Source organism: Chitinophaga sp. H8 (genome assembly GCF_040567655.1).
Taxonomy (GTDB): Bacteria; Bacteroidota; Bacteroidia; order Chitinophagales; family Chitinophagaceae; genus Chitinophaga; species Chitinophaga defluvii.
Genome location: NZ_JBEXAC010000001.1, coordinates 2,111,624 through 2,132,740, shown reverse-complemented (window position 1 = coordinate 2,132,740; position 21,117 = coordinate 2,111,624). Strand labels below are relative to the sequence as shown.

At 43.7% G+C, this 21,117-nt stretch carries 13 protein-coding genes; 9 read left to right on the top strand and 4 right to left on the bottom strand.

All coding sequences use genetic code 11. The features are described 5' to 3' along the window. Nucleotides 1-4 precede the first annotated feature (4 nt). From ABR189_RS08130 to ABR189_RS08115, 4 genes are read left to right on the top strand one after another with little or no spacing between them, the layout of a single operon-like run. On the top strand, nucleotides 5-3,937 hold the full coding sequence (locus tag ABR189_RS08130; protein WP_354659973.1) for an eCIS core domain-containing protein: 3,933 nt from the start codon (nucleotides 5-7) through the stop codon (nucleotides 3,935-3,937). A gap of 9 nt (nucleotides 3,938-3,946) precedes the next feature. Beyond that, a complete protein-coding gene (locus ABR189_RS08125) occupies nucleotides 3,947-5,056 on the top strand; it encodes a hypothetical protein (protein WP_354659972.1) in 1,110 nt (369 codons plus the stop codon). Between the two features lie 39 nt (nucleotides 5,057-5,095). After that, a complete protein-coding gene (locus tag ABR189_RS08120; protein WP_354659971.1) occupies nucleotides 5,096-6,520 on the top strand; it encodes an eCIS core domain-containing protein in 1,425 nt (474 codons plus the stop codon). Between the two features lie 24 nt (nucleotides 6,521-6,544). Beyond that, entirely contained in the window at nucleotides 6,545-7,915 is a 1,371-nt protein-coding gene (locus tag ABR189_RS08115) for an ATP-binding protein (RefSeq protein WP_354659970.1), read from the top strand. A gap of 21 nt (nucleotides 7,916-7,936) precedes the next feature. Here the strand turns inward: ABR189_RS08115 and ABR189_RS08110 are convergent, their stop codons facing one another. The 4 genes from ABR189_RS08110 to ABR189_RS08095 form a co-directional block, all read right to left on the bottom strand. Continuing rightward, the gene (locus ABR189_RS08110; protein ID WP_354659969.1) at nucleotides 7,937-8,392 is read right to left on the bottom strand and encodes a polymer-forming cytoskeletal protein; all 456 of its coding nucleotides are present in this window, start codon (nucleotides 8,390-8,392) and stop codon (nucleotides 7,937-7,939) included. 2 nt (nucleotides 8,393-8,394) lie between these two features. Further along, nucleotides 8,395-9,456 carry a ParM/StbA family protein gene (locus ABR189_RS08105; RefSeq protein WP_354659968.1) on the bottom strand — a complete coding sequence of 354 codons (1,062 nt, stop codon included), beginning with the start codon at nucleotides 9,454-9,456 and terminating at the stop codon, nucleotides 8,395-8,397. 129 nt (nucleotides 9,457-9,585) lie between these two features. Then, a complete protein-coding gene (locus ABR189_RS08100) occupies nucleotides 9,586-10,752 on the bottom strand; it encodes a DUF5656 family protein (protein ID WP_354659967.1) in 1,167 nt (388 codons plus the stop codon). Beyond that, nucleotides 10,739-11,728, bottom strand: a complete 990-nt coding sequence (locus ABR189_RS08095) for a DUF2157 domain-containing protein (RefSeq protein ID WP_354659966.1) — start codon at nucleotides 11,726-11,728, stop codon at nucleotides 10,739-10,741. The genes ABR189_RS08100 and ABR189_RS08095 overlap by 14 nt, the downstream gene beginning before the upstream one ends. 656 nt (nucleotides 11,729-12,384) lie before the next feature. On the opposite strand from ABR189_RS08095, the gene ABR189_RS08090 reads away from it, so the two are divergent. From ABR189_RS08090 to ABR189_RS08070, 5 genes are all read left to right on the top strand, one after another. After that, nucleotides 12,385-13,140, top strand: coding sequence for a hypothetical protein (locus ABR189_RS08090; RefSeq protein WP_354659965.1), 756 nt, complete (start codon nucleotides 12,385-12,387; stop codon nucleotides 13,138-13,140). Between the two features lie 2 nt (nucleotides 13,141-13,142). Then, on the top strand, nucleotides 13,143-15,932 hold the full coding sequence (locus ABR189_RS08085; RefSeq protein ID WP_354659964.1) for a carboxypeptidase-like regulatory domain-containing protein: 2,790 nt from the start codon (nucleotides 13,143-13,145) through the stop codon (nucleotides 15,930-15,932). Between the two features lie 3 nt (nucleotides 15,933-15,935). After that, on the top strand, nucleotides 15,936-17,096 hold the full coding sequence (locus ABR189_RS08080; RefSeq protein ID WP_354659963.1) for a DUF4249 domain-containing protein: 1,161 nt from the start codon (nucleotides 15,936-15,938) through the stop codon (nucleotides 17,094-17,096). Between the two features lie 37 nt (nucleotides 17,097-17,133). After that, on the top strand, nucleotides 17,134-19,566 hold the full coding sequence (locus tag ABR189_RS08075) for a hypothetical protein (RefSeq protein WP_354659962.1): 2,433 nt from the start codon (nucleotides 17,134-17,136) through the stop codon (nucleotides 19,564-19,566). 95 nt (nucleotides 19,567-19,661) lie between these two features. Further along, complete coding sequence (locus ABR189_RS08070) at nucleotides 19,662-21,080, top strand: MBL fold metallo-hydrolase (RefSeq protein WP_354659961.1); 1,419 nt, start codon at nucleotides 19,662-19,664, stop codon at nucleotides 21,078-21,080. Nucleotides 21,081-21,117: the final 37 nt, after the last annotated feature.

Here is a 21,117-nt window from a genome sequence, read left to right as displayed (position 1 = left end):
AGGCATGATTAAAGCTACTGATACCAAAAGCGCTGCGAAGCCGGCACATACTGCCGATAACAATAGCACTTTCTTCGGCAAAGAAAGTGGGGACGCTTTTTTTGCCGGTAGTAATCAGTCTGCCCATAAACACAATCCTTTCTTTGTACAAACAAAACTAAGGATTGGCAAACCGAATGACCATTATGAAACAGAAGCAGATACAGTTGCTGATAAAGTAGTACAGCGGTTAGGTAATAAGACTAATGAGCAAACGGTACAAACAAAACCTGTTGCGCCTTTATCTGTCTCCAGGATTAGCCAGCCTCTACCCGCTAATGATAAGCAGGAAAAACTGCAACAAAAGGAAGAGCAGGAAGCAACAGAAGAATCCCTGCAACGAAAGCCGATTTTTGATAGTATGGCAGATCCTCCACCGGATGAAAATATTCAGCGCAAAGCAGATGGGGGGGAAGCCCCTGCCTCAGCTGGATTACAACAACGTTTACATAGTACCAAAGGTGGCGGGCAGGCATTGCCTGAAGATACGCGTAGTGCAATGGAGTCTTCTATGGGGGCTGATTTTAGCCAGGTGAAAGTACATACGGGGGCTGCGGCCACCTCCCTGAGCAACGACCTCCACGCACAGGCGTTTACACATGGCCGTGACATCTATTTCAATGAAGGGAAATTCGATCCATCCAGTACATCCGGTAAGCATCTGCTGGCACATGAATTGACACATACTATCCAACAGGGAGTTGCCCATGCTCAGCAAACTGCTACGGATGAGGCGGGTACTATCCGGAAAGCCGGTAAGCCTGGTGTATCAGGAAGCCCTGCTGCAGCTGGTGGAGAAACGGTAAATATTGCGGGTGGTAACTTTAATCCGTCGGAACAATTAAAAGAAGAGATTACGGCCAGTGGTAACAAAGGGCTGGATGTGGGTATTGTGGCAGGTACTATTGCAGGAGCGGGTACTATCCGGGTGAAAATGGAAGATGGCCAGTTGCAAAGTGTTAAAAATGCTTATCTGCCACTGAATGTACCTTTCCTTGCCGCTGCGAGCCCTACATTAGCCGTGTCTGTAGAAAACGGGCAGGTAAAAGGCTTTGGTACGATCGGCAACCGGAATGAAGTGAATACGATTCCTAAATGGCTGAAAGAGAATGAGGGCGCTATCTCCTGGCTGACCGGTATTAATGTACAAAACCTTCCAGTGGGTATTACCAATACCTTTGAAGGCGGCATTTTTACCTTGCTGCTCACCGGTGTAAAAGTGAAGGTAGGCGGCTTTGCTGATGCTACCATGGATGTAGGGTTTGAAAACATGAAACCTACCGTACATGTGGTTGCCAGTATTGACGTGAAAGGGATGGCGCAGAGCAACCTGGATATTAATATGAAGGAAGGAGCCTTATCGGGTGAAGGTACTTTTGCGGTAGCCTTTGCTTCCTTCTCAGGGAATATTGAAGCAAAATTCACGGGCGGTGTTATGGATGTGAAAGGCACCGTAGGATATGCAGCAAACAAACTGGAAGGATCACTGACATTGGTAATGACGGATCAGGCAACGGCAGATAATTTTGCACGTAGCCAACTGGGGGTAGATCCACAGGAAGCACAATTGCCGTCAGAAGTACCTGCAGCAGGGGACAAACCCGGACCAAGAGCTTTAGCAGGGATGGGTACCCTTACGTTTAACCTGACAGAATGGTTTGCCGGGTCTGTAAATGTAATTGTAGACGGCAAAGGACGGGTTACTGTAATTGGGAAAATAGCGCCACCTAAAGAGATTATCCTTTTTGAACAGAAAGACTATATCAAGGAATTATTTAAGCTGGAAGCCAGGGCTTCCTATGGCGTACCATTGATAGGCAATGTATTTGTGTTTGCGAATGTATCACTGTCTGCACTGGCTAAAATCGGACCAGCCAAGATTTATAATATAGAAGTGGCAGGCACTTACTCTACAGATCCGGCTATCGCTAAAAGTATTACTCTTTCCGGCTCATTGAATATGTCTGCCTATGCCGGGCTACGGCTGCGAGCAGAAGGTGGTGCGGGACTGCAATTACTGGGACATGACCTCAAACTGGGGGTAGGTGTAAATGCCGATGCCGGCGTGAAGGGATATGTGGATGCACGGCCCACCATCGGATACCGTGATCCTGGCGAATTCTTCTTTAAAGGACATATGGAAATAGCTGCCCAGCCATTCCTGGGTTTAAGTGGGGACTTGTTTGTAGAACTGGATAGTCCATGGTGGTCACCTATTCCGGACAATAAATGGACCTGGCCTATCGGGTCATTGGAATATCCATTACCGGGTGAATTCGGTATTGGTGCGGATATGGAATATGTGCTCGGTTCTGGCAAGATCCCGGAAATTAGTTTCTCAGAGGCCAAGTTTGATGGTGCTAAATTCATGACCGACCTGGTAGATGATCATGTTCCTAAAAAAGGCGGTGGAGACAAAGGTGATAAGGCTGGTAAATATGTGGATGGAGGTGCTGCAACACCTGCGCCGGGTAAAGCACAGACCCCGGGAGCCAGCGATAAGGGAGGCAAAAAAAGTGCTCAGAAACCGGTGCCAGGCGGTAAGGGCAAGGATAAGAAAGGACCGGATGCTGATAAGAACGATGAAATGAAACGTTTTGGGGAGGCCATGAAGAAAGTGAAAGAACTGGAATCCCACAAACCTATGACCAAAGCGGAAATAACGGCTGCAATAGATAAGATCAAAGCCCAGTATAAGATAAGCACCATTACCATTGCAGCCAAGGGAACTGATTCATGGATGATTACAGGTAGCCTTAAAGGGAAAGGAAATAAACAATCTGTAAAGGTAAAGGCCAATATGCAACCTGGGGATGATAAACCAGGAGATAAAGAAAAAGATAAACAGGTGCAGGCCGGTATTAAAGCGCTGGAAGCAGAAGATAGAAGCGTAGCTAAAGATGGTAAGATGAAGAAGGAGGAGGCGGAAAAAGTAGCTAAAAAGATACAACATGCGCACAGTGTATTCAAGTCTATCACAGTAGTAGATGAGGGAGAAATGTGGGAATATGACTATATCCAGGCAAAAGGTAAGAAAACAAATGTAAAAGTGAAAAAGGATATGGGCGTCACTCCTAAGGTAGGAGAACACACTGTGCCGGAAGATGAAGGGGTGAACAGGGAATCGCATCATGTGCCGGAAAATGAATTAAGCAGTGTCATTACTGATTATTATGAGAGAACCGGAACCAAACTGGCCAATGCTATCCCGGATAGTGCTCTGGCTGCTTCATTGATTAAAAGGGCAGATGAGATCAAAGCTGCCTACAAGAACGGAGACAACCTGTCTGCCATCCTGATACATGAAAAAACACACAGAACATCCAGGAAAGGGGTACACAGGAGTGCTATTCAGGGAGATGTATTGGCCGATATTAAAAAGCAGGTGGCGGAAGAAGAAGAAAAACGGGTAGTGATCATTAAGAAAGATGGTACACGTTTGGCTGCTAAATTAAATAACATCCACTGGCAGGCATTCCTGAAAGCGTATCATGATATAGAAGCTGCCAATGAAAAGAAAGCCGGAGAAGAACTGGCTACTGAAACAAAAAGTAAAGATGAATTGCTTATCAGAATAAAAGGTAGCGACAAAAATGCAGTAGCTAAAATTGTAGCCAAAATGACTAAAGAGCTGATAGAAAAAGTGGAAGCTTTGAAAGGGAATGCCGGTGATAAAAAAGCGAAGCGGATCACCATGGAAAAGAGCGTGAAAGCAAAAATAGAAGGGGTGGTTGCTAATACATTCAAAGGAGCATTGGATAATGCCACTACCTCTTTAAGCAATGCCCTGAAAAACAGCGAAAATGATGGCGATAAGACCAAACATGCAGGAAAGGTAAGTGCGGTTAAAACCAAGGCCAATAACATATGGGGTAAGAATATTGTTAAGAAATTATAAAGCGATGCCATGATAAGCAAGCTAATGACAGCGTTAAAAACACTGGGGCAAACCTGGAGTGAGGAAGATAGTGATACGATCTCTTTTCATCCGGGCATACCTATGAAAAAATGGTTGCCTTATCTGAAGAAAGGTTATTGGCATATACTTCCTTTAGGACATGACAGCTACTCCGTATATGGGCTGAGAATCATGCCTGATAAAAAATGGGAGGAATGGCCGGTAGTCGTTTTTAATGACCTGCATAGTGCAGTGACCATTGCTCCTGATAGCAGTGCTGCACTTCCCTTGATCCGCTATCAGATTATTACAGGTGATCAGGAAATGTTTACGTATATGCTGGAAGGGTGGAACAGATATAAGGCACTTGCACTGCCCCTGCAAAAAATACTGGGCAACACAGCAGATCTGGATGAATTTAAACAGTTTCTGGAAGCTCACAAGCCGGATGACTCTCCTGGTAATGAAGATGCCTTGTTCTTAAAATTATGGTATTTATATGATACTACAGCAGCCCACAAAGCTATGAGAACGGCGATTACTGAAATGGAGGAAAATGATGAATATTTGCCATCACTTTCACCGGATAAATCTTATGGCATCTGGCAAACCAGGCTGTATCATTTGTTTGCCAGGCATCTGGATATATCTCATGTTGAAAAGGCACTGAAGGATGCGAAGCTTACGGCTAATATCATTACTGCTTTTGATGAACCATTGTGTTATGATAATGAGTACGGGGGTATATCCCAATTCCCTAATCGTGCTATTGAACCGGATAGCCTGTCGGTAGACCTGGCAGCACTTATCCTGACAGAGGAGGATAACAAATGGGTGCAGGCAGATCCATTATTTCCGGTCATGCAAGAATTGACCCAAAAAAGAAAAAGCAAGTATATCGGTACTGCCCATATGGAAGCAGCCGCTTTGCTGGATGATCAGCTGGATCGCCCGTTGCGCTCCTGGAATGCCCTGGTGAGCGCGGCCTACTGGTCAGGTAAAAACTTACAGGAAACAGCTTTGCCAGCCTGGGAAGCAGCCATATACTTATGCAAAAAGAATAAATGGAAGGACGCTTTAATGGCTTTGGAATATCAGTTGAACGAGTATAAAAAGTAGTTTAGATGATTTGCATGCTATCATGAAAAATAAAACATTATGAAAACATCCAGCCCCCGCTATCGCAGACACCGGAACCCGGATAAAACAGCGGAAAAAAAAGAAACACCTTTTTTTGCCGGAAGCCAGCAGCCGCTGCAGGCTAAAGAGGATGCATTCTTTCAACCCAAATTAACGATGGGGCAGCCCGGTGATCAATACGAAAGGGAAGCAGATGCCGTAGCAGACAACGTAGTACATCAGGCTCCGGCAAAACGGGGAGGGGCATTGCAACAAAAGGCGGTTACGATGTTGCAAGCAATGCAGGCACCTCCAAAGGAAGAGGAAAAGAAACCTCCGGTACCCGAAAAGAAAAAGGAAGAAGAAAAACCCTTGCAGAAGAAAGACGAAAAGAAGGAGAAAGAAGAGGAGAAAAAAACAATACAGGCCAAAGAAGAAGCACCTGAAAAAGAAGAAGAGAAAAAGCCCGTACAACAAAAAGAAGATACACCTGAAAAAAAGGAAGAGCGGCCGGAGGTGATGGCCAAACAACAACCAGACGGGAAACAACCTTCGTCAATAAGTCTGGATACCCAACTCAAACAGCAACAGGATAAAGGAACACCATTGTCACCTCAACTACGTGCGGAAATGGGAAACGCAATAGGAGCCGATTTTAAGGACGTGAATATACATACCGATCAGGAAGCCGTACAAATGAATAAGCAGATAGGCGCTCAGGCATTCACTCATGGAAAGGATATTTATTTCAATAGTGGGAAATATGATCCCGCTACATTGGCTGGCAAACGGCTACTGGCACACGAACTTACACATGTAGTGCAGCAGGGTGCGGCATCACCAGCCAGGAGGCGATCCGCTGGAGGTAGCGCCACAAGCCGGCAAAAGACAACTGCCAGACAGGTACAGCAACAATCTGCTACTCCCTTACCGGAAGGTGTGAAGGCGGATAAGAAAACAAAGATCGCTTCCTTTAAACGGGGAGACTTTACAGTAAAAATATTACCGGATAAAACTGCTTCCCCAAAATCAACTGCGGTGAAATCCAGAGGAGCGGTTACGGATGGAAAGATCAAATATCGTGTAACTCCGCAAACGAAGGACGGGAAGATCGTAAGTGTAAAGATTAAAAAAGAACTGGTGATTCAAACAACTTATGCGGCCAATGCCAAACCAGCAGGACCTTCTGCATATGGAAGAGGTACCACGGAAGAAGATAAAAAACAAGGTAATACTTCTTTGAAATATCATGAGGGTAATCATGGACAGGATTATATGAATTATATTACAGATCATCCTTTCCCTGAATTGGTGATCAATGAACCGCTTACACAGGCAGAATATGACCAGGCATATAAGGACTGGGAAGCTAGTGTACAAGAGTTTATTACTGGTATGGAACAGTATAGTAAAGAGAAAACAGACGAAACGGGGCATCCTTTATCTGAAGAAGAAGCCCAATAATCAACAGGACAATTATTTATCATTATGGTTACCCCTGCGCAAAATGCTGCTGTATTACAACAATACCTCGACTGGCTGGCCCAGGTAATGGAGGCCAGGTTAAGTGGAAAGCTGGGAAGCCATCTTATGGTAACAGTACCAACAGACCCTTCCGGAATACCATTGCCGGTACCATTGCATGCGGCAGCCCCTTTACCCGCATTTATCAGACAATATGAATTGCCTGCTAATGCCCAGCTGCTATTGGTCATGGCGCTTACCCCTCATGTTGATCCCTTGTTTTTTGACAGGCAGATCGCACCCTTTATACCAGAAAATGGTGCCAGCTTTCCTCAGCTTGGCGGGGTAAAAAGTGAGCAATCCAGGGTATTTCTGCCTACCGGTGAAACCGCCCTCTTTTTGCTGGCGAATGAGGAACTGGAACAACGGATGATGATACAGACACTGTTTACCCCTCCATACTTATTTGCCAGGCAAAGGGTACTTTGGCTGGATAGAGTAACGGATGGCCAGCCTGCTATGAGTGGGCGAATTGTACTTTCACAGGATTATGTAGATTACTTTCTTACAGGTGAACATATCCTCCCAGGGTTTAGCAGCGACTTTCCCGCTGCTCACATTACCACACCTCTAGAATGGCCAGACCTGGTACTGCAGCCAGATACAATGGAACAGGTGCTGGAGCTGAAAAAATGGATCCGGCATAAAGATGCACTGCTACAAACAAATAAGCGATTAAAACCAGGTTACCGGGCCTTGTTCTATGGGCCTCCGGGAACGGGAAAAACGCTGACCGCCTGCCTGCTGGGCAAAAGGAGGGACCCTGCCGAAGAGCAATATGATGTGTACCGTATCGATCTGTCTATGATCATCTCCAAATACATTGGTGAAACGGAAAAGAATCTTGAAAAAATATTTACCCGGGCGGAACATAAGCAATGTATTCTCTTCTTCGACGAAGCAGATGCGCTCTTTGGTAAGCGTACCAACATTAAAGATGCGCATGATAAATATGCCAACCAGGAAATTTCTTATCTGCTGCAACGGGTAGAAAACTATAATGGATTGGTAATTCTGGCCTCTAATTTTAAAAGTAATATTGACGCTGCATTCTCCAGGCGTTTTCAGTCTATCATACAATTTCCCATGCCGGATCAGGCAGACCGGCGAAAGCTGTGGGAAATGATTTTTACGTCTGTGACTTTAAATGAGCGTGTAAGACTAACTGAAATAGCGGCCCGGCATGAACTTTCCGGAGCCGCTATTAATAATGTAGCACAATATTGCTTTCTGAAAAAAATGAATGAAGCAGGTAGTATTGACAATATAGACTTGCCTGATATTGAAGAAGGCATTTTACGCGAATACCGTAAAGAAGGTAAAGTATTCAGATAAATACCCTCAGGGTAGTTTCTGCTAAAACCAGGAAGTTGCCTGTTCTTCTTCCGCAGGCTTGTTTTTGTCTTCTATCGGGTCATTGGCCAGCGCATCATCCGCCAGTTCTGCAGCGGCAGCAGGCACAATCTCTTTCCGGATAGCTCCTTCAATAACGGCACCTTCTTCTATGGTGAGCACTAATGCCGTAACATCTCCTCTCACATATGCTTTATTGGCGATAATGGCTTTGTGACTTATGAAAACATCCCCATAGATCTTTCCATAAGTTATCAGTTCCGTGGCATGCACATGTCCTCTTACAACCGCGCTTTCACCTATTACCAGCTTGCCTTCTGTTTTTACATCACCTTTTATATGTCCATCTATACGTCCGGGAATAGTAGCTTCAATAGTACCATTCACCATCACTTCAGACGGTAGCAGGAAACTACGTTTCCCCATGGTGCGGTTGAATAAATCTATAAACGTACTCAAGATTAATGGTTTACACTGTCAGTTGTTGAATCGGTACCAGGTTCAAAGATGGAAACAATAGAAGAGGCATTACCAAGGTCCAGTCCAACGCTACGTTGGTATTTATTGTCAGACAAACGGAGCGAGTTGTAAAGATAACCTATGCTAATCAGTTTTTCTGGTTCCGGTGCCACTTCTACAGGAATAAAATCTTTAAATTCCTCTGTAAAGGCATCCGTGAGTTCCCGGTAATAAGCGCCGCCACCCATCAGATAGATACGTTCACAATTTTCAAAATCCAGGTCTGTGAAGTAGCTACGCATCAGGGGAGAAACGACTTCTTTATAATATTGTGTCAGCACTTCTTTACGCATCGCCTTCAGGTCAATTCTCTTCCGGTTGGTGAAAATGGACCCCTTCATAAAAGCATCATCTACCTGATGCTCGTTTTTCATTTCGAGGTAATGTTTCTGGTTCAGTTCACGGGTAAGGTTATTGATCGCATAGCGGATACCATGGGAACTAAAACAGGTACGATGTACCAATCCGTCACCGGTAGCCATCCCGCCTTCTATAGTCCCAAAACCAAAACTCACAGCGATGAAGTTGTCCAGCTGAGGGTTATTGATAGTTTTCTTTAATCCAATGATCCCACCTACGATTTCAGGAATCACCTCAAACCGCTCAATATCAAACATTGCTTTCTTAAACCCGCCTTTGTTGTTAAAGGTCTGGGTATCATAATCAATCAGAAAATGCCGCTTGCTGAGGAATTGCTCTGCAGCTGTTTTGTATACATTATAGGTAGAAAAAGGGAATCCTGCAGTGATTGACATAGGTTGTTCTACTTTATCCACCACATTTAATAAAGCAGCTTTGAACAGGATGTCATAATCTTCTTCCTGAGGAGAGGCATTGGTAATTCTTCCAGGATTGATACCCCCGCGTTTGGCAAGGTTGCCAACCAGATACCAGGTATCATCTTTTTTAATTTTTAATCCGTTTAAAAGATCTTTAGAGGAGTTTTCTGTGTTTCCGAAGGCAGTTTCAAATACACTCGGGAAACTGATAGTTGATGCTTTCATGGTCATGCATTAGAGATATAAAACGACATACTACGTAATAAATATATAAAATATACTTAAAAACAAAGCAAATATAATATTATTTATATGTTAAAACGTCTTAATTATCAATAATGTATGAAGAGCTGATTAATATGTACCACTGGCACCACCACCGCCACCCGAACCTCCTCCAAACTGAAAATCGTCTGTTACCGGCGCCTGCTGGGTATAGGTTTCCGCTATGATAACAGACTCGAGATGTAACTTGTCCAAAAAATGCGGGTCGTCCGTATTTTCATCTGTAAGTCCATATCTGGGTGTTTTCAGATATTTTATACACCCATAGGCCAGCCCGATTAAAATAAGGCCTCCGATCAGCATGGCTATCTCCAGTGGAGCTACACTATGATAATATCTGATGGTAAATACAACTCCGGCTACCAATATCAGTCCTGCCCGGAGCAGGATGGTATCTTTCCTTTTAAGTCCGAGGAAGATATAGATAACCGGTATGGCAACAGTGAGGATCCAGAAGAACCACCCCATAGGCATTCCCTGCATATCCTCGGGATAAGGTCCGAACAGCGTAGCACTGGTTTCCCGTACTGCAAAATAGTTCCCACTGATGTATAACGTAACCAGGCATACTATCTGCACCAGCAAGCAGCAGCGTTTGTAATGTCTGAAAGCGCTTATTTTCTCACTCCGCTTCATCAAAAGATATACTCCCAGTGAAATGGCCAATAGCAAAAAGGGGAGCACCATTTTGGCAAGATCTCCTAAAACCGTTGCCCGCTCAAATACGATACCTAATAAAGCCAGAAAGGCAACGATGCTCATCAGCGTATCCGCAAACCGGAGGGCAGCGTATAAAGAGAGTAGGAACACCAGGATACACTGTCCCCATACAGAAATATCAAAATCTGCCATGGCATTGATACCGCAGAGTATCAATATGGCTGACACCCATAACAACGCATCATCTACTCCGGATTGGTAATGCTTTTTGGTTTGAACAAAATATTCCAGTATACCATAAGTGACCAATCCGGCAAAAATGAGTAAAGCGGCAACAACATCTTTGAGAGCATCCAGGAGCATCAGCGCAAATAAACCCAGGGAAGCAAATAAGATCACCAGTGTTAAAATAAAGAGTCCGATGCGGATAAAAGGATTAGGTGTATAAAAATCTACCGGATAAGCAGCCTGAACAGCAGCATACTCCTGCGCTGTAATACACTTTTTACGACAGGCCGTTGCGGCCTCCTCTTGTATATTCAAATGATCTAATCCTGTATTGTTATATGCGAGCATCGTTTTTTATCTTTTTATTGTAATGGATTAATAACATAACCAGGCCAATGGCAGAACCTATGTAGTAAAAGAAGGCTAAATAGAAAGCTCCTTCTTCATTGCCACTATCTCTAAAAAGTATCCGGGTCACCACTGTACTCAGGCCTATGTAACTATACAAGGTCAGAATCAGTAAAAAGTAAAAAGAATGCTCCTGCATAGCATACCGGTAAAAGTATCCCGCAATGCCCCATAACAACAAGATCCAGAATAGCGTGTTTTCTTCAAACTGAAAAAGGCCTGCGAGGCAGGCAATAAACAATATATGTGCGCCGAAATTAGTGTACGTAAAATCGAAATGCCGCTTCACGTTCTTTATACGGGAAAGCACCCCTGCTGCTATCAGGATAGCACCCAGTAACAGTGCCGTGTAAATAAGGGGGCTGCTGCTGAAATCATTTTCTTTCAGTATGCGCGCAGGCGTTACTGCAATTCCCATCCAGGCCGCCAGATTAGTAATCGCCATGGTTAAAACACCCAAATGGTCAAAGAAGTAAGCACTGAACAATAATACGGACAGTGGAATAAAGGTGGCCAGGCCATAAGCGGTTCCAAAAGCTGTATACTGAAACTGGAGATACCCCACAAAGGTGATAAACAACAGGCACCCCAACAAAAGGAGGTAGTCAAAAAAAGAATTGGGTGCGGGTACTTTATCCACCGAGAACGGTAGCTTTTTCCTGACGCAATAGGCAAAGCAAGCTGCACAAACAAACCCGATACAAAGTAAAATGATCTGATGCCCAATAGTGTCAATATGCTTATAAACAAGGATGCCCAGCGCACCGCTCAGTAATAATACCCCCAGGTACAGTAATGTTCGTAGTTCCCAGTGAAGCGAAAAAAGCCGGTTGCCGGCAGTTACCTTAACCTTTTCCAGCGAAACAGGAGAAATCAATCCGGCTGCTGCTAATTTTTTAAATATTGCTATATCCATAGTATGCGTAAAACGTGGGGAAATATAGTGCAATTATTCCATTTCAAGGCAGCTCTTGATTTTTAGCCTTTTGCTTTTAATATCAGAAGTTAAGGGGATACCATATTAAGAGGGTGTAAAATATCGCAGTTGTTCAGCATTCCACCATATCAAAATCAATAAAAACCAAAATATCCGATATGGAGTATGGAGGAGGTTTGTAATTTTTTTGAATTTATGGGTGCAGAGAAGCGTATATACCCTAAAGCTAAAACCGAAATTTCGTTTAGCAAATGTGGTTAGAAAGTCAGATAAGATATACCTTGTAAAACCTATCTTGAATATACAACTTTTTCTAAATAGTTTCAATTTTTTTGTAAATACTCAAATCTTCTGTGATTGGGCATTCTGTGTCAGAAAGACCATAAAGATACTATGTGGATATTTAACGTTAACTATAGATTAACTAAATCTTAGTTTACATTTTTGATCCTTCCAAAATCAATGCGAAGAAATATTTCTTGTTAACGTGGTATTAACAGGAAATGAAATGTTAAGCGCTAAATTTATTCCATCAACACAAAATAACTGACTTACGTGCTGTGTAAAATGGTGATCAAAACCACCTGATATCACCCGGAAATTGAAACCGACTTCTTCACCTTTAATGAGCGAGTATGAACCGATCTAGCTTCAAACATCTCTTGTTTCCAATCGCTGTGCTATTACTAGCTTTGACCCAACCTTCCACTGCTCAGGATTTTAATGAATTTACCTTCGCATCAAACAAGCCATTGAAAGAAGCATACGATTATGCGGTAAGTTTATATGAAGCGTCCACTGGTATACAAAAAGGACTTAATAATGGTACGCAGTATGCACCTTATCCGTACCACCTGGAAGGACATGCGTTTTTTGAAACTGCCGGCTGGAGCCCGGGAAGTATCTGTTATGAAGGCATGCTTTACAAAGATGTAAAGTTGCTTTATGATCTGATTACCGGCGAAGTAATTGTGCCCTACAAAGACACTTATATGCAATTACACCAGGATCGGATCAATAAGTTTACCATCAACCAGCATCAGTTTATCCGTATTGCACCAGATAGTGCTTCAGCACTGGGATTATCTCCGGGATTTTACGAACAACTTTATAATAACCAGTTGAAGGTATTGGCCAGATACTCGAAAAACGTACAGGAAGAAGAAATTATGAACGAAAAACAATACGTAGTATATTCCAAACGATGGTATTATTTAAAGATAGGCGACAAATATCATCAGGCAGACAATGAACGTATGGTGCTGAACCTGCTGAAAGACAAGGATAAGGATATCGCCCAATTTATCAAAAAAAACAAACTTAGTTTTAAATCCAATAAAGAACTTGCACTGACCAGGATCGCTGCTTATTATGAACAATTAAAGAATTGATCATGGCGATGTTATCCCGTTTTATTACGTGGCTGTTGTCAATTATCCTGTTTTCTACCGCATACATACAAGCGCAGCACCCTCCCGACAAATCAATAGATGCAGATTTCAAGGAAGCGCCCATCGGACAATTTGTAAAACAACTTCAACAGGAAACAGGCTACCAGTTTTTCTACGACAATAAACAGCTTGACAGCCTCCGTATTACACTTACCGCAAAATCACAGACCCTTTCACAAATTCTTGAAAAAGCTTTACAAGAAAAAGGATTCTTTTTTTCAATAGCAGGGAAACGCGTCTTTATTACGAAGGGTTGGTATATCAGTACCCAGTTGCCGGATAATGTTTCGGGCAGTGATACCAACAAACAAAATAACCGGCAAGCAGTAGCCCGCATGTTATCCGCGTATGATGAAAAGTTCCGGAAAGAGACAATAGTACCCGTAGTAACAGATAATAAACTTTATGAAATCGGCAATAAAACCAATCAGCAGAAAACAGGTAATGCTACAATTGCGGGGTATGTTAAAAATGATAAAACCGGAGAGCCATTGGTAGGAGTATCCATTTATATCGACCATCCCCGTATCGGAGTGTTTACCGACCAGTTTGGGTATTATTCCATTTCCCTTCCCAGGGGGCGCCATACACTGAATATTCAAAGTATGGGCATGAAAGACCTGCACCGCCAGATACAGCTTAATGCTGATGGTAAAATGAATATGGAAATGCGGGAACAGATCATCACGCTCAGGAATGTGGATGTTGCAGGTGGGAAGTCTAATAATATCAAGCGGACACAAATGGGGCTGGAGAAGCTGACAATTAAAACGATCAAACAGGTGCCTACCGTATTCGGAGAAGCAGATATTTTAAGAGTCGTACTTACCCTCCCCGGTGTTAAATCTGTAGGGGAGGCCGCTACCGGTTTTAATGTAAGAGGCGGGGCTGCTGATCAGAATCTTATCCTTTTCAACGATGCCACCATTTATAATCCGGCGCACTTTTTTGGCTTCTTTTCCGCGTTTAATCCTGAAGTGGTTAAAGAAGTAGAACTCTATAAAAGCAGCGTACCTACCAAATATGGAGGGCGATTGTCATCCGTACTCGATGTTAAAAGCCGGGAAGGGAATAAGAAAAACCTGGCTGGATCAGCGGGTATTGGGGTAGTGACCAGCCGGCTTAATCTGGAAGGTCCCCTGATCAAAGATAAAATGTCTTTTATAATTGGGGGACGTACTACTTACGCTAATTGGCTGCTCCAGGCTTTGCCTGCCGAATATAAAAACAGCAAGGCATCCTTTTATGACGTTAACCTGCACCTGGCCTATCAGGCCAATAAATCAAACAGCCTGTACCTGACCGGATATTTAAGCAGGGACCGCTTTAACCTGAATAATGACACTACCTATGGTTATGGCAATAAGAATATTTCCCTGAAGTGGAAACATGTATTCAACAATAAGCTCTATGGTGTATTTACCACTGGATATGATGGATATGACTATAATATCACCAGTGATAAGGATCCTGTAACGGCCTATAAACTTACCTTTGATATCAATCAGTTAAATGCAAAGCTGGACTTTGACTATCACCTGGACACCAAACATACTTTCAGCTTCGGATTAAGTACTATCCGGTATAAGCTGCATCCGGGTAATTACCAGGCATTAGGGGATAAATCTATCACCCGACCGGACCAGATCCCTGCAGAGCAAGGACAGGAAAGTGCCGTTTACTTATCGGATCATTACGAGGTATCTTCGGCATTGGCGCTGGACCTGGGCATACGTTATTCCATGTTCAACTACCTCGGGCCTCAAAATATAAATCTATACGCACCAGGTATTCCTAAAGAAGAAGTAAACCAGCTGGAAACGGTTTCCTGGAATAAAGGAAAGGTAATTAAAACCTATACCACACCAGAATACCGCCTTTCTGCCAGATATGCTTTTTCTAATAAAGTATCGGTTAAAGCAGCCTATAATACGCTTAGTCAATATATCCATACACTATCCAATACTACCGCGATGGCACCCACGGATATTTTTAAACTGAGTGATCCCAATATTAAACCTCAATCCGGTAGCCAGGTATCCCTGGGATTGTACTCCAATTTTAAATCCAATACGGTCGAAGCTTCTATTGAAGTATATTATAAGCGGATCAGCGATTACCTGGATTATAAAAGTGGTGCACAACTGATCCTCAATCATCACATTGAAACTGATGTGCTCAGCACTAAAGGTAAAGCGTACGGGTTGGAGTTTATGCTGAAGAAATTAACCGGGAAATTAAATGGCTGGTTCAGTTATACTTACTCCCGTACTTTCCTGAAAATGGACGACCCCGCACAAGGGGAACTGGTAAACCGCGGAGAATATTATCCGGCTAATTATGATAAGCCACATGACTTTACCATGATTGGCAACTACCGGCTGTCGCACCGCTTCAGCGTTTCGCTGAATGTTACTTACAGCACCGGCCGCCCTATCACATTGCCCGTGGCCCGCTATTATTATGCCGGCGCTCAAAGGGTGTTGTATGAAGACCGGAACAATTCACGTATTCCTGATTATTTCCGGTCAGATTTTTCACTGAACATAGAAGGAAACCATAAGGTAAAACAGAAGACACATAACTCATGGACTTTTGGTGTATATAACTGGACCGGGCAACGAAACCCTTACTCCGTTTACTTTGTATCCGAAAACGGAAAAATAAAGGGGTATAAGTTGTCCATTTTTGGCACAGCCATTCCATATATAAATTTCAACATTAGATTTTAACCCATGCAACAGTACCGGATAAAAATAGGTTGGGTGATTATATGCCTGCTGGCAGGGATCAGTTGTAAAGACCTGTATAATCCTCCCATTACTTCAAAAGATTATAACTACCTGGTGGTAGAAGGATTTATTGATAATGGTACTGCTCCCACACATATCAGGCTTACCCGTACCCGCCGCCTGGGCCTGGAGGCACGTATTGTGCCGGAATTTAAAGCAAAAGTAGCTGTAGTAGGGGAAGGGAATGAAAGTTATGCGCTTACGGAAGGAAGTGAAGGAGACTACTTTGCTACACTCACACTGGATAACGCTAAAAAATACAGCCTGCAGATCAAAACTGCTGATGGTAATGAATACCGGTCGGCAGCAGTATCCCTGAAAAAAGCTCCTCCTATTGACTCTGTATACTGGCAAAAAAATCAGGAAGGTGTACAGATCTACCTTACCACACATGATCCGCAGAATAACACAAAGTACTATCGCTGGGAATATGAAGAAACCTGGGAATATCATATGTACGATACCAGCTTCTTCGAATTTAAACCTAACCTGCTGAAAGTAGTGCCAAGAGATACCCCCCTGGTAAATGTGTGCTGGAGAACCCTGTTGTCTAATCAGATCTTGCTGGGATCAACTGAAAAATTCACCACTGATCTGATTCATGCGTTCCCTTTGGTGAAAATTGTGGAGGATTCGGATGATGCCTGGAAACTCGGGGCACTCTATAGTATACTGGTAAAGCAATATGCATTTAACAAGGAAGCTTTTGCGTATTGGTTGAATATGAAGAAAAATACAGAACAACTGGGTACTATATTTGATCCACAGCCCACAGAAATAAAAGGCAATATCACCTGTATAAATAATCCTACCGAAACGGTAATTGGTTATATCAGTGCCGGTACAAGTTCATCACAAAGGATATTTGTGAAAGTACCTCGCTGGAACTATCGGATTCCTTGCTCAGACAGCACTGAAAGAAGGTTGAAACAACTCGAAATGTTCTTGCCTAAAGATACTATTGGTCCTTTTATTGAACCATATGTGCCCATGCGGGAAGTAAAGCGGGGAGGGGAAGTAATAGGGTATCAGTCGGCAGATTACATCTGTGCAGACTGCCGTGCCTACAAAGGAGAACCCCGTAAACCTTCGTATTGGCCATAGTAGTCCGTGTAGTGGCTTTATTTTGTACCCAACGTTAATGGACATGATACATTCCGGTTATACCATACCCACCCGCTGTTGCAGCTTCTTAGCTGCATGCCTGGTCTGGATGATTCCATTCCATCAACTGATGGCGCAGGCGGATACCTTGCGCAGTATAAAACAGTCCTTTGAACAATACCGTAAGAAAGCCTTCCAGGAAAAAATATATGTACATACTGATAAGCAGTTTTATGTGGCAGGTGAAATGCTCTGGTTTAAAATATATGATGTGGATGGAATGCTACATCATCCTATAGATATCAGTAAGGTAGCTTATGTAGAGCTCATCAATAATGCCCAGGTACCGGAGTTTCAGGTAAAAGTGGGGATGGATAAAGGTACCGGCAGTGGATCGGTCTTTTTACCGTTAACACTGGGTACCGGCAATTACAGGATACGGGTATACACTAACTGGATGAAGAATTTTTCGCCGGAAGGATACTTTGAAAAAGTAATCGCAATTGTCAATACCCAGGAAGCGGCCGTGCTGCCTCCGGCTGGTACAACGCCAGCTTATACTGCACAGTTTTTCCCCGAAGGCGGACACCTCGTGAGTGGCCTGCAAAGTACACTTGCTTTCCGTATTACTGATCATACCGGAAAAGGAGTTGATTGCCAAGGAATCATTATCGATGAAAAGGGAGATAGTATCACCAGCTTCCAGCCACTAAAATTTGGTATTGGCAGATGTACATTTACCCCTGTTGCTGCACATACTTATCGGGCAAAGATTACCCCTGTAAAGGGAAGCCCCTTTACGCAGGAGCTACCTCGGATAGACGGGCAGGGTTATGTGATGCAGGTAAGTGATACCACTAAGGAGCTGATAAAAGTGCTGGTGACTGCCAGCACCGGCAATAGTATGGTGGCGCCTGCTCCGGTATATCTGTTTATACATACCCGCCAGGAAATTAAAGTGGCAGACATGAAAGAATTGCAGCATGGGCGGGCTGTTTTTCTGGTAGACAGGAAAATGCTGGGAGAAGGGATATCCCATTTTACCGTTTTTAACAGTACCAGGCAACCCGTTTGTGAAAGACTGTATTTCAAACCACTGGAAAAACAATTAGCTATTATAGCCAGAGCTGAAAAGGAGAAGTATGCCCAGCGAACAAAAGTGAATATACCCATACAAACTAAAAACATGGAGGGCGAAACAGCCGCAGCCGACCTGTCCGTATCAGTATACCTGGTAGACAGCCTGCAAAAGGCACCGGAGGAGAATATCCTGACCTGCTTGTGGTTATCTTCAGATTTGCAGGGTACAGTGGAGTCACCGGAATACTATTTTACACGTGATATCAACGTACCACTGGCAGCCGATAATCTCATGCTCACACATGGATGGAGAAAGTTCCGGTGGGAGGATATCCTGCAGCGGAAAACACCGATGTTTAAATATGTACCGGAGTATAATGGTCATATTATTACGGGTACAGTGATTAATATCCAAACCGGTAAACCGGTAAATAAACCTTTAACAACTCATCTTTCCGCTCCTGGTAAATGGTGGTATTATTATCCTGCCTCCAATGATACTGACGGGCGGGTAAAGTACGACACGAAAGGGCTCTATAACACCAGGGAAGTCATTGTTCAGATAGGGGAGGGAAAGGATAGTATACACGGTATCAATATTGATAACCCCTTTTCTACATTGCCTTCTTCCGGAATACTTCCAGCGTTTACTTTGCCAGCTCAGTATTCGGCACAACTGGAAACACATAGCATCGGTATGCAGGCAATGCGTACCTATTGGAATGACTCCCTGAAAAAGCCGAGTCTTCCACCTGGAGATACGACCCCTTTCTATGGTAAAAGCGATTGGGATTTCAATCTGGATGACTACACACGCTTTACCACCATGGAAGAAGTGCTACGGGAATTTGTCATTCCTGTGGATGTAAGAAGAATTAAAGGGCATTTTTTTCTGCGGCTGAAAAATCAGCCCTTTAATGAATATTTTAACGAGGACCCACTGATGCTGCTGGATGGGGTACCTGTTTTTAACTGTGATGAATTAATGGCAATCAACCCTTTAAAAGTGAAACGGGTAGAGGTAGTTACAAAACCCTATTTCTACGGGGCTACGACTTCAAGTGGCATTATCAGCCTTACTACCTACAACGGCAATCTGGATGGGATAAAGCCTAATCCGTATATGGTTGTACTGGATTACGAAGGTATTCGGCAACAGCAGGAATTCTATGCGCCTGTTTATAATACTGCTGCAGAAAAAGAAAGCTCCCTTCCTGATCTGAGAAGCCTGTTGTACTGGGCACCCGTGGTTAAAACGAGTACAAAAGACAGTACAGCGGTCAGTTTTTATACCGGAGACCAGCCCGGGAAATACATCGTGGTATTGCAGGGTATTACGGCTGATGGGCTGGCGGGAAGCCGACATTTTACTTTTGAGGTATTACCGTAACAAAAAGTAACGAAATAAGACCCAGGTGACTTTTGTCACGTTTTATGTCTGCAACATTGGTGAATTTTGCTATAGTACATTAAAAAATAGCAACTATGAAAATTGAGCAGATTTATACCGGTTGCCTGGCACAAGGCGCATATTATATAGAAAGCAATGGTGAAGCCGCCGTGATAGATCCGTTGCGGGAAGTACAACCTTATATTGACAGGGCCAACCAAACCGGGGCCCGGATAAAATACATCTTTGAAACACACTTTCATGCCGATTTTGTGTCAGGTCACCTGGATCTCGCTCAAAAAACCGGCGCGGCAATTATATACGGCCCTACTGCTACACCTTCTTTTGAGGCACTTATTGCTGCTGATGAACAAACCTTTCCTTTGGGTAATGTAACGATTACCTTACTACATACACCGGGACATACCCTGGAAAGTGCCTCTTTTCTGTTAAAAGATGAGAAAGGGCAACCCGTAGCCATTTTCACGGGGGATACCCTCTTCATAGGTGATGTGGGCAGGCCGGACCTGGCGCAGCAAGCTGCTAATATGACCAAGGAAGAACTGGCAGGATTGCTATACGATTCTTTACGGAACAAGATCATGCCGCTGCCGGATGAGGTAGTGGTATATCCGGCACATGGTGCAGGCAGTGCCTGTGGTAAAAATATGAGCAAGGAAACATCAGATACGCTGGGACACCAGAAGGCAACCAATTATGCGCTAAGAGCAGATATGTCCAGGGAAGCATTTATTACCGAAGTAACTGCAGGACTAATGCCCCCACCTGCATACTTTCCGCTTAATGCTATGCTGAATAAGCAGGGGTACGAAAGTATAGACGTAGTACTGCAGCGTGGACAACAGGCCTTATCACCTGCGGCCTTTGAAGTGGCTGCCAATGCTACAGGCGCATTGATACTGGATACCCGTGATCCGGCTGTTTTTGCGAAAGGGTTTATCCCCAATGCGATTAATATCGGTATAGATGGCAACTTTGCTCCATGGGTAGGTGCCCTGATTCCGGATATCAAACAGAAACTATTACTGATCACCGAAGCCGGCAGGGAAGAAGAAGTTATTACCCGCCTGGCCAGAGTGGGATATGACCATACTATCGGCTACTTAAAAGGAGGCTTTGCTGCCTGGGAACAGGCAGGACTGGAAACTGACCGGATCACCTCAATTACCCCCGAAGAACTGGCCATCCGGCTCAAAACGGATCGGCAGGCCGCTTTGCTGGATGTCCGTAAAATAAGTGAATACCAGAGCGAACATGTGATCAATGTGATGAATACCCCGCTGGATTATATTAACTTTAACATGGTGCAACTGGACAAAAACAAAACATATTATGTGCATTGTGCCGGAGGGTATCGCTCTATGATTTTCATCAGTGTATTGCGGGCAAGAGGATTTGACAACCTGGTAGATGTACAGGGTGGGTTTAAAGCTCTTAAGGCATCCGGACAATTTCCGATAACAGATTATGTATGTCCTAATACATTGTTATAATAAACTAGGGTGCGGCACCAGCCGCACTTATTTTTAT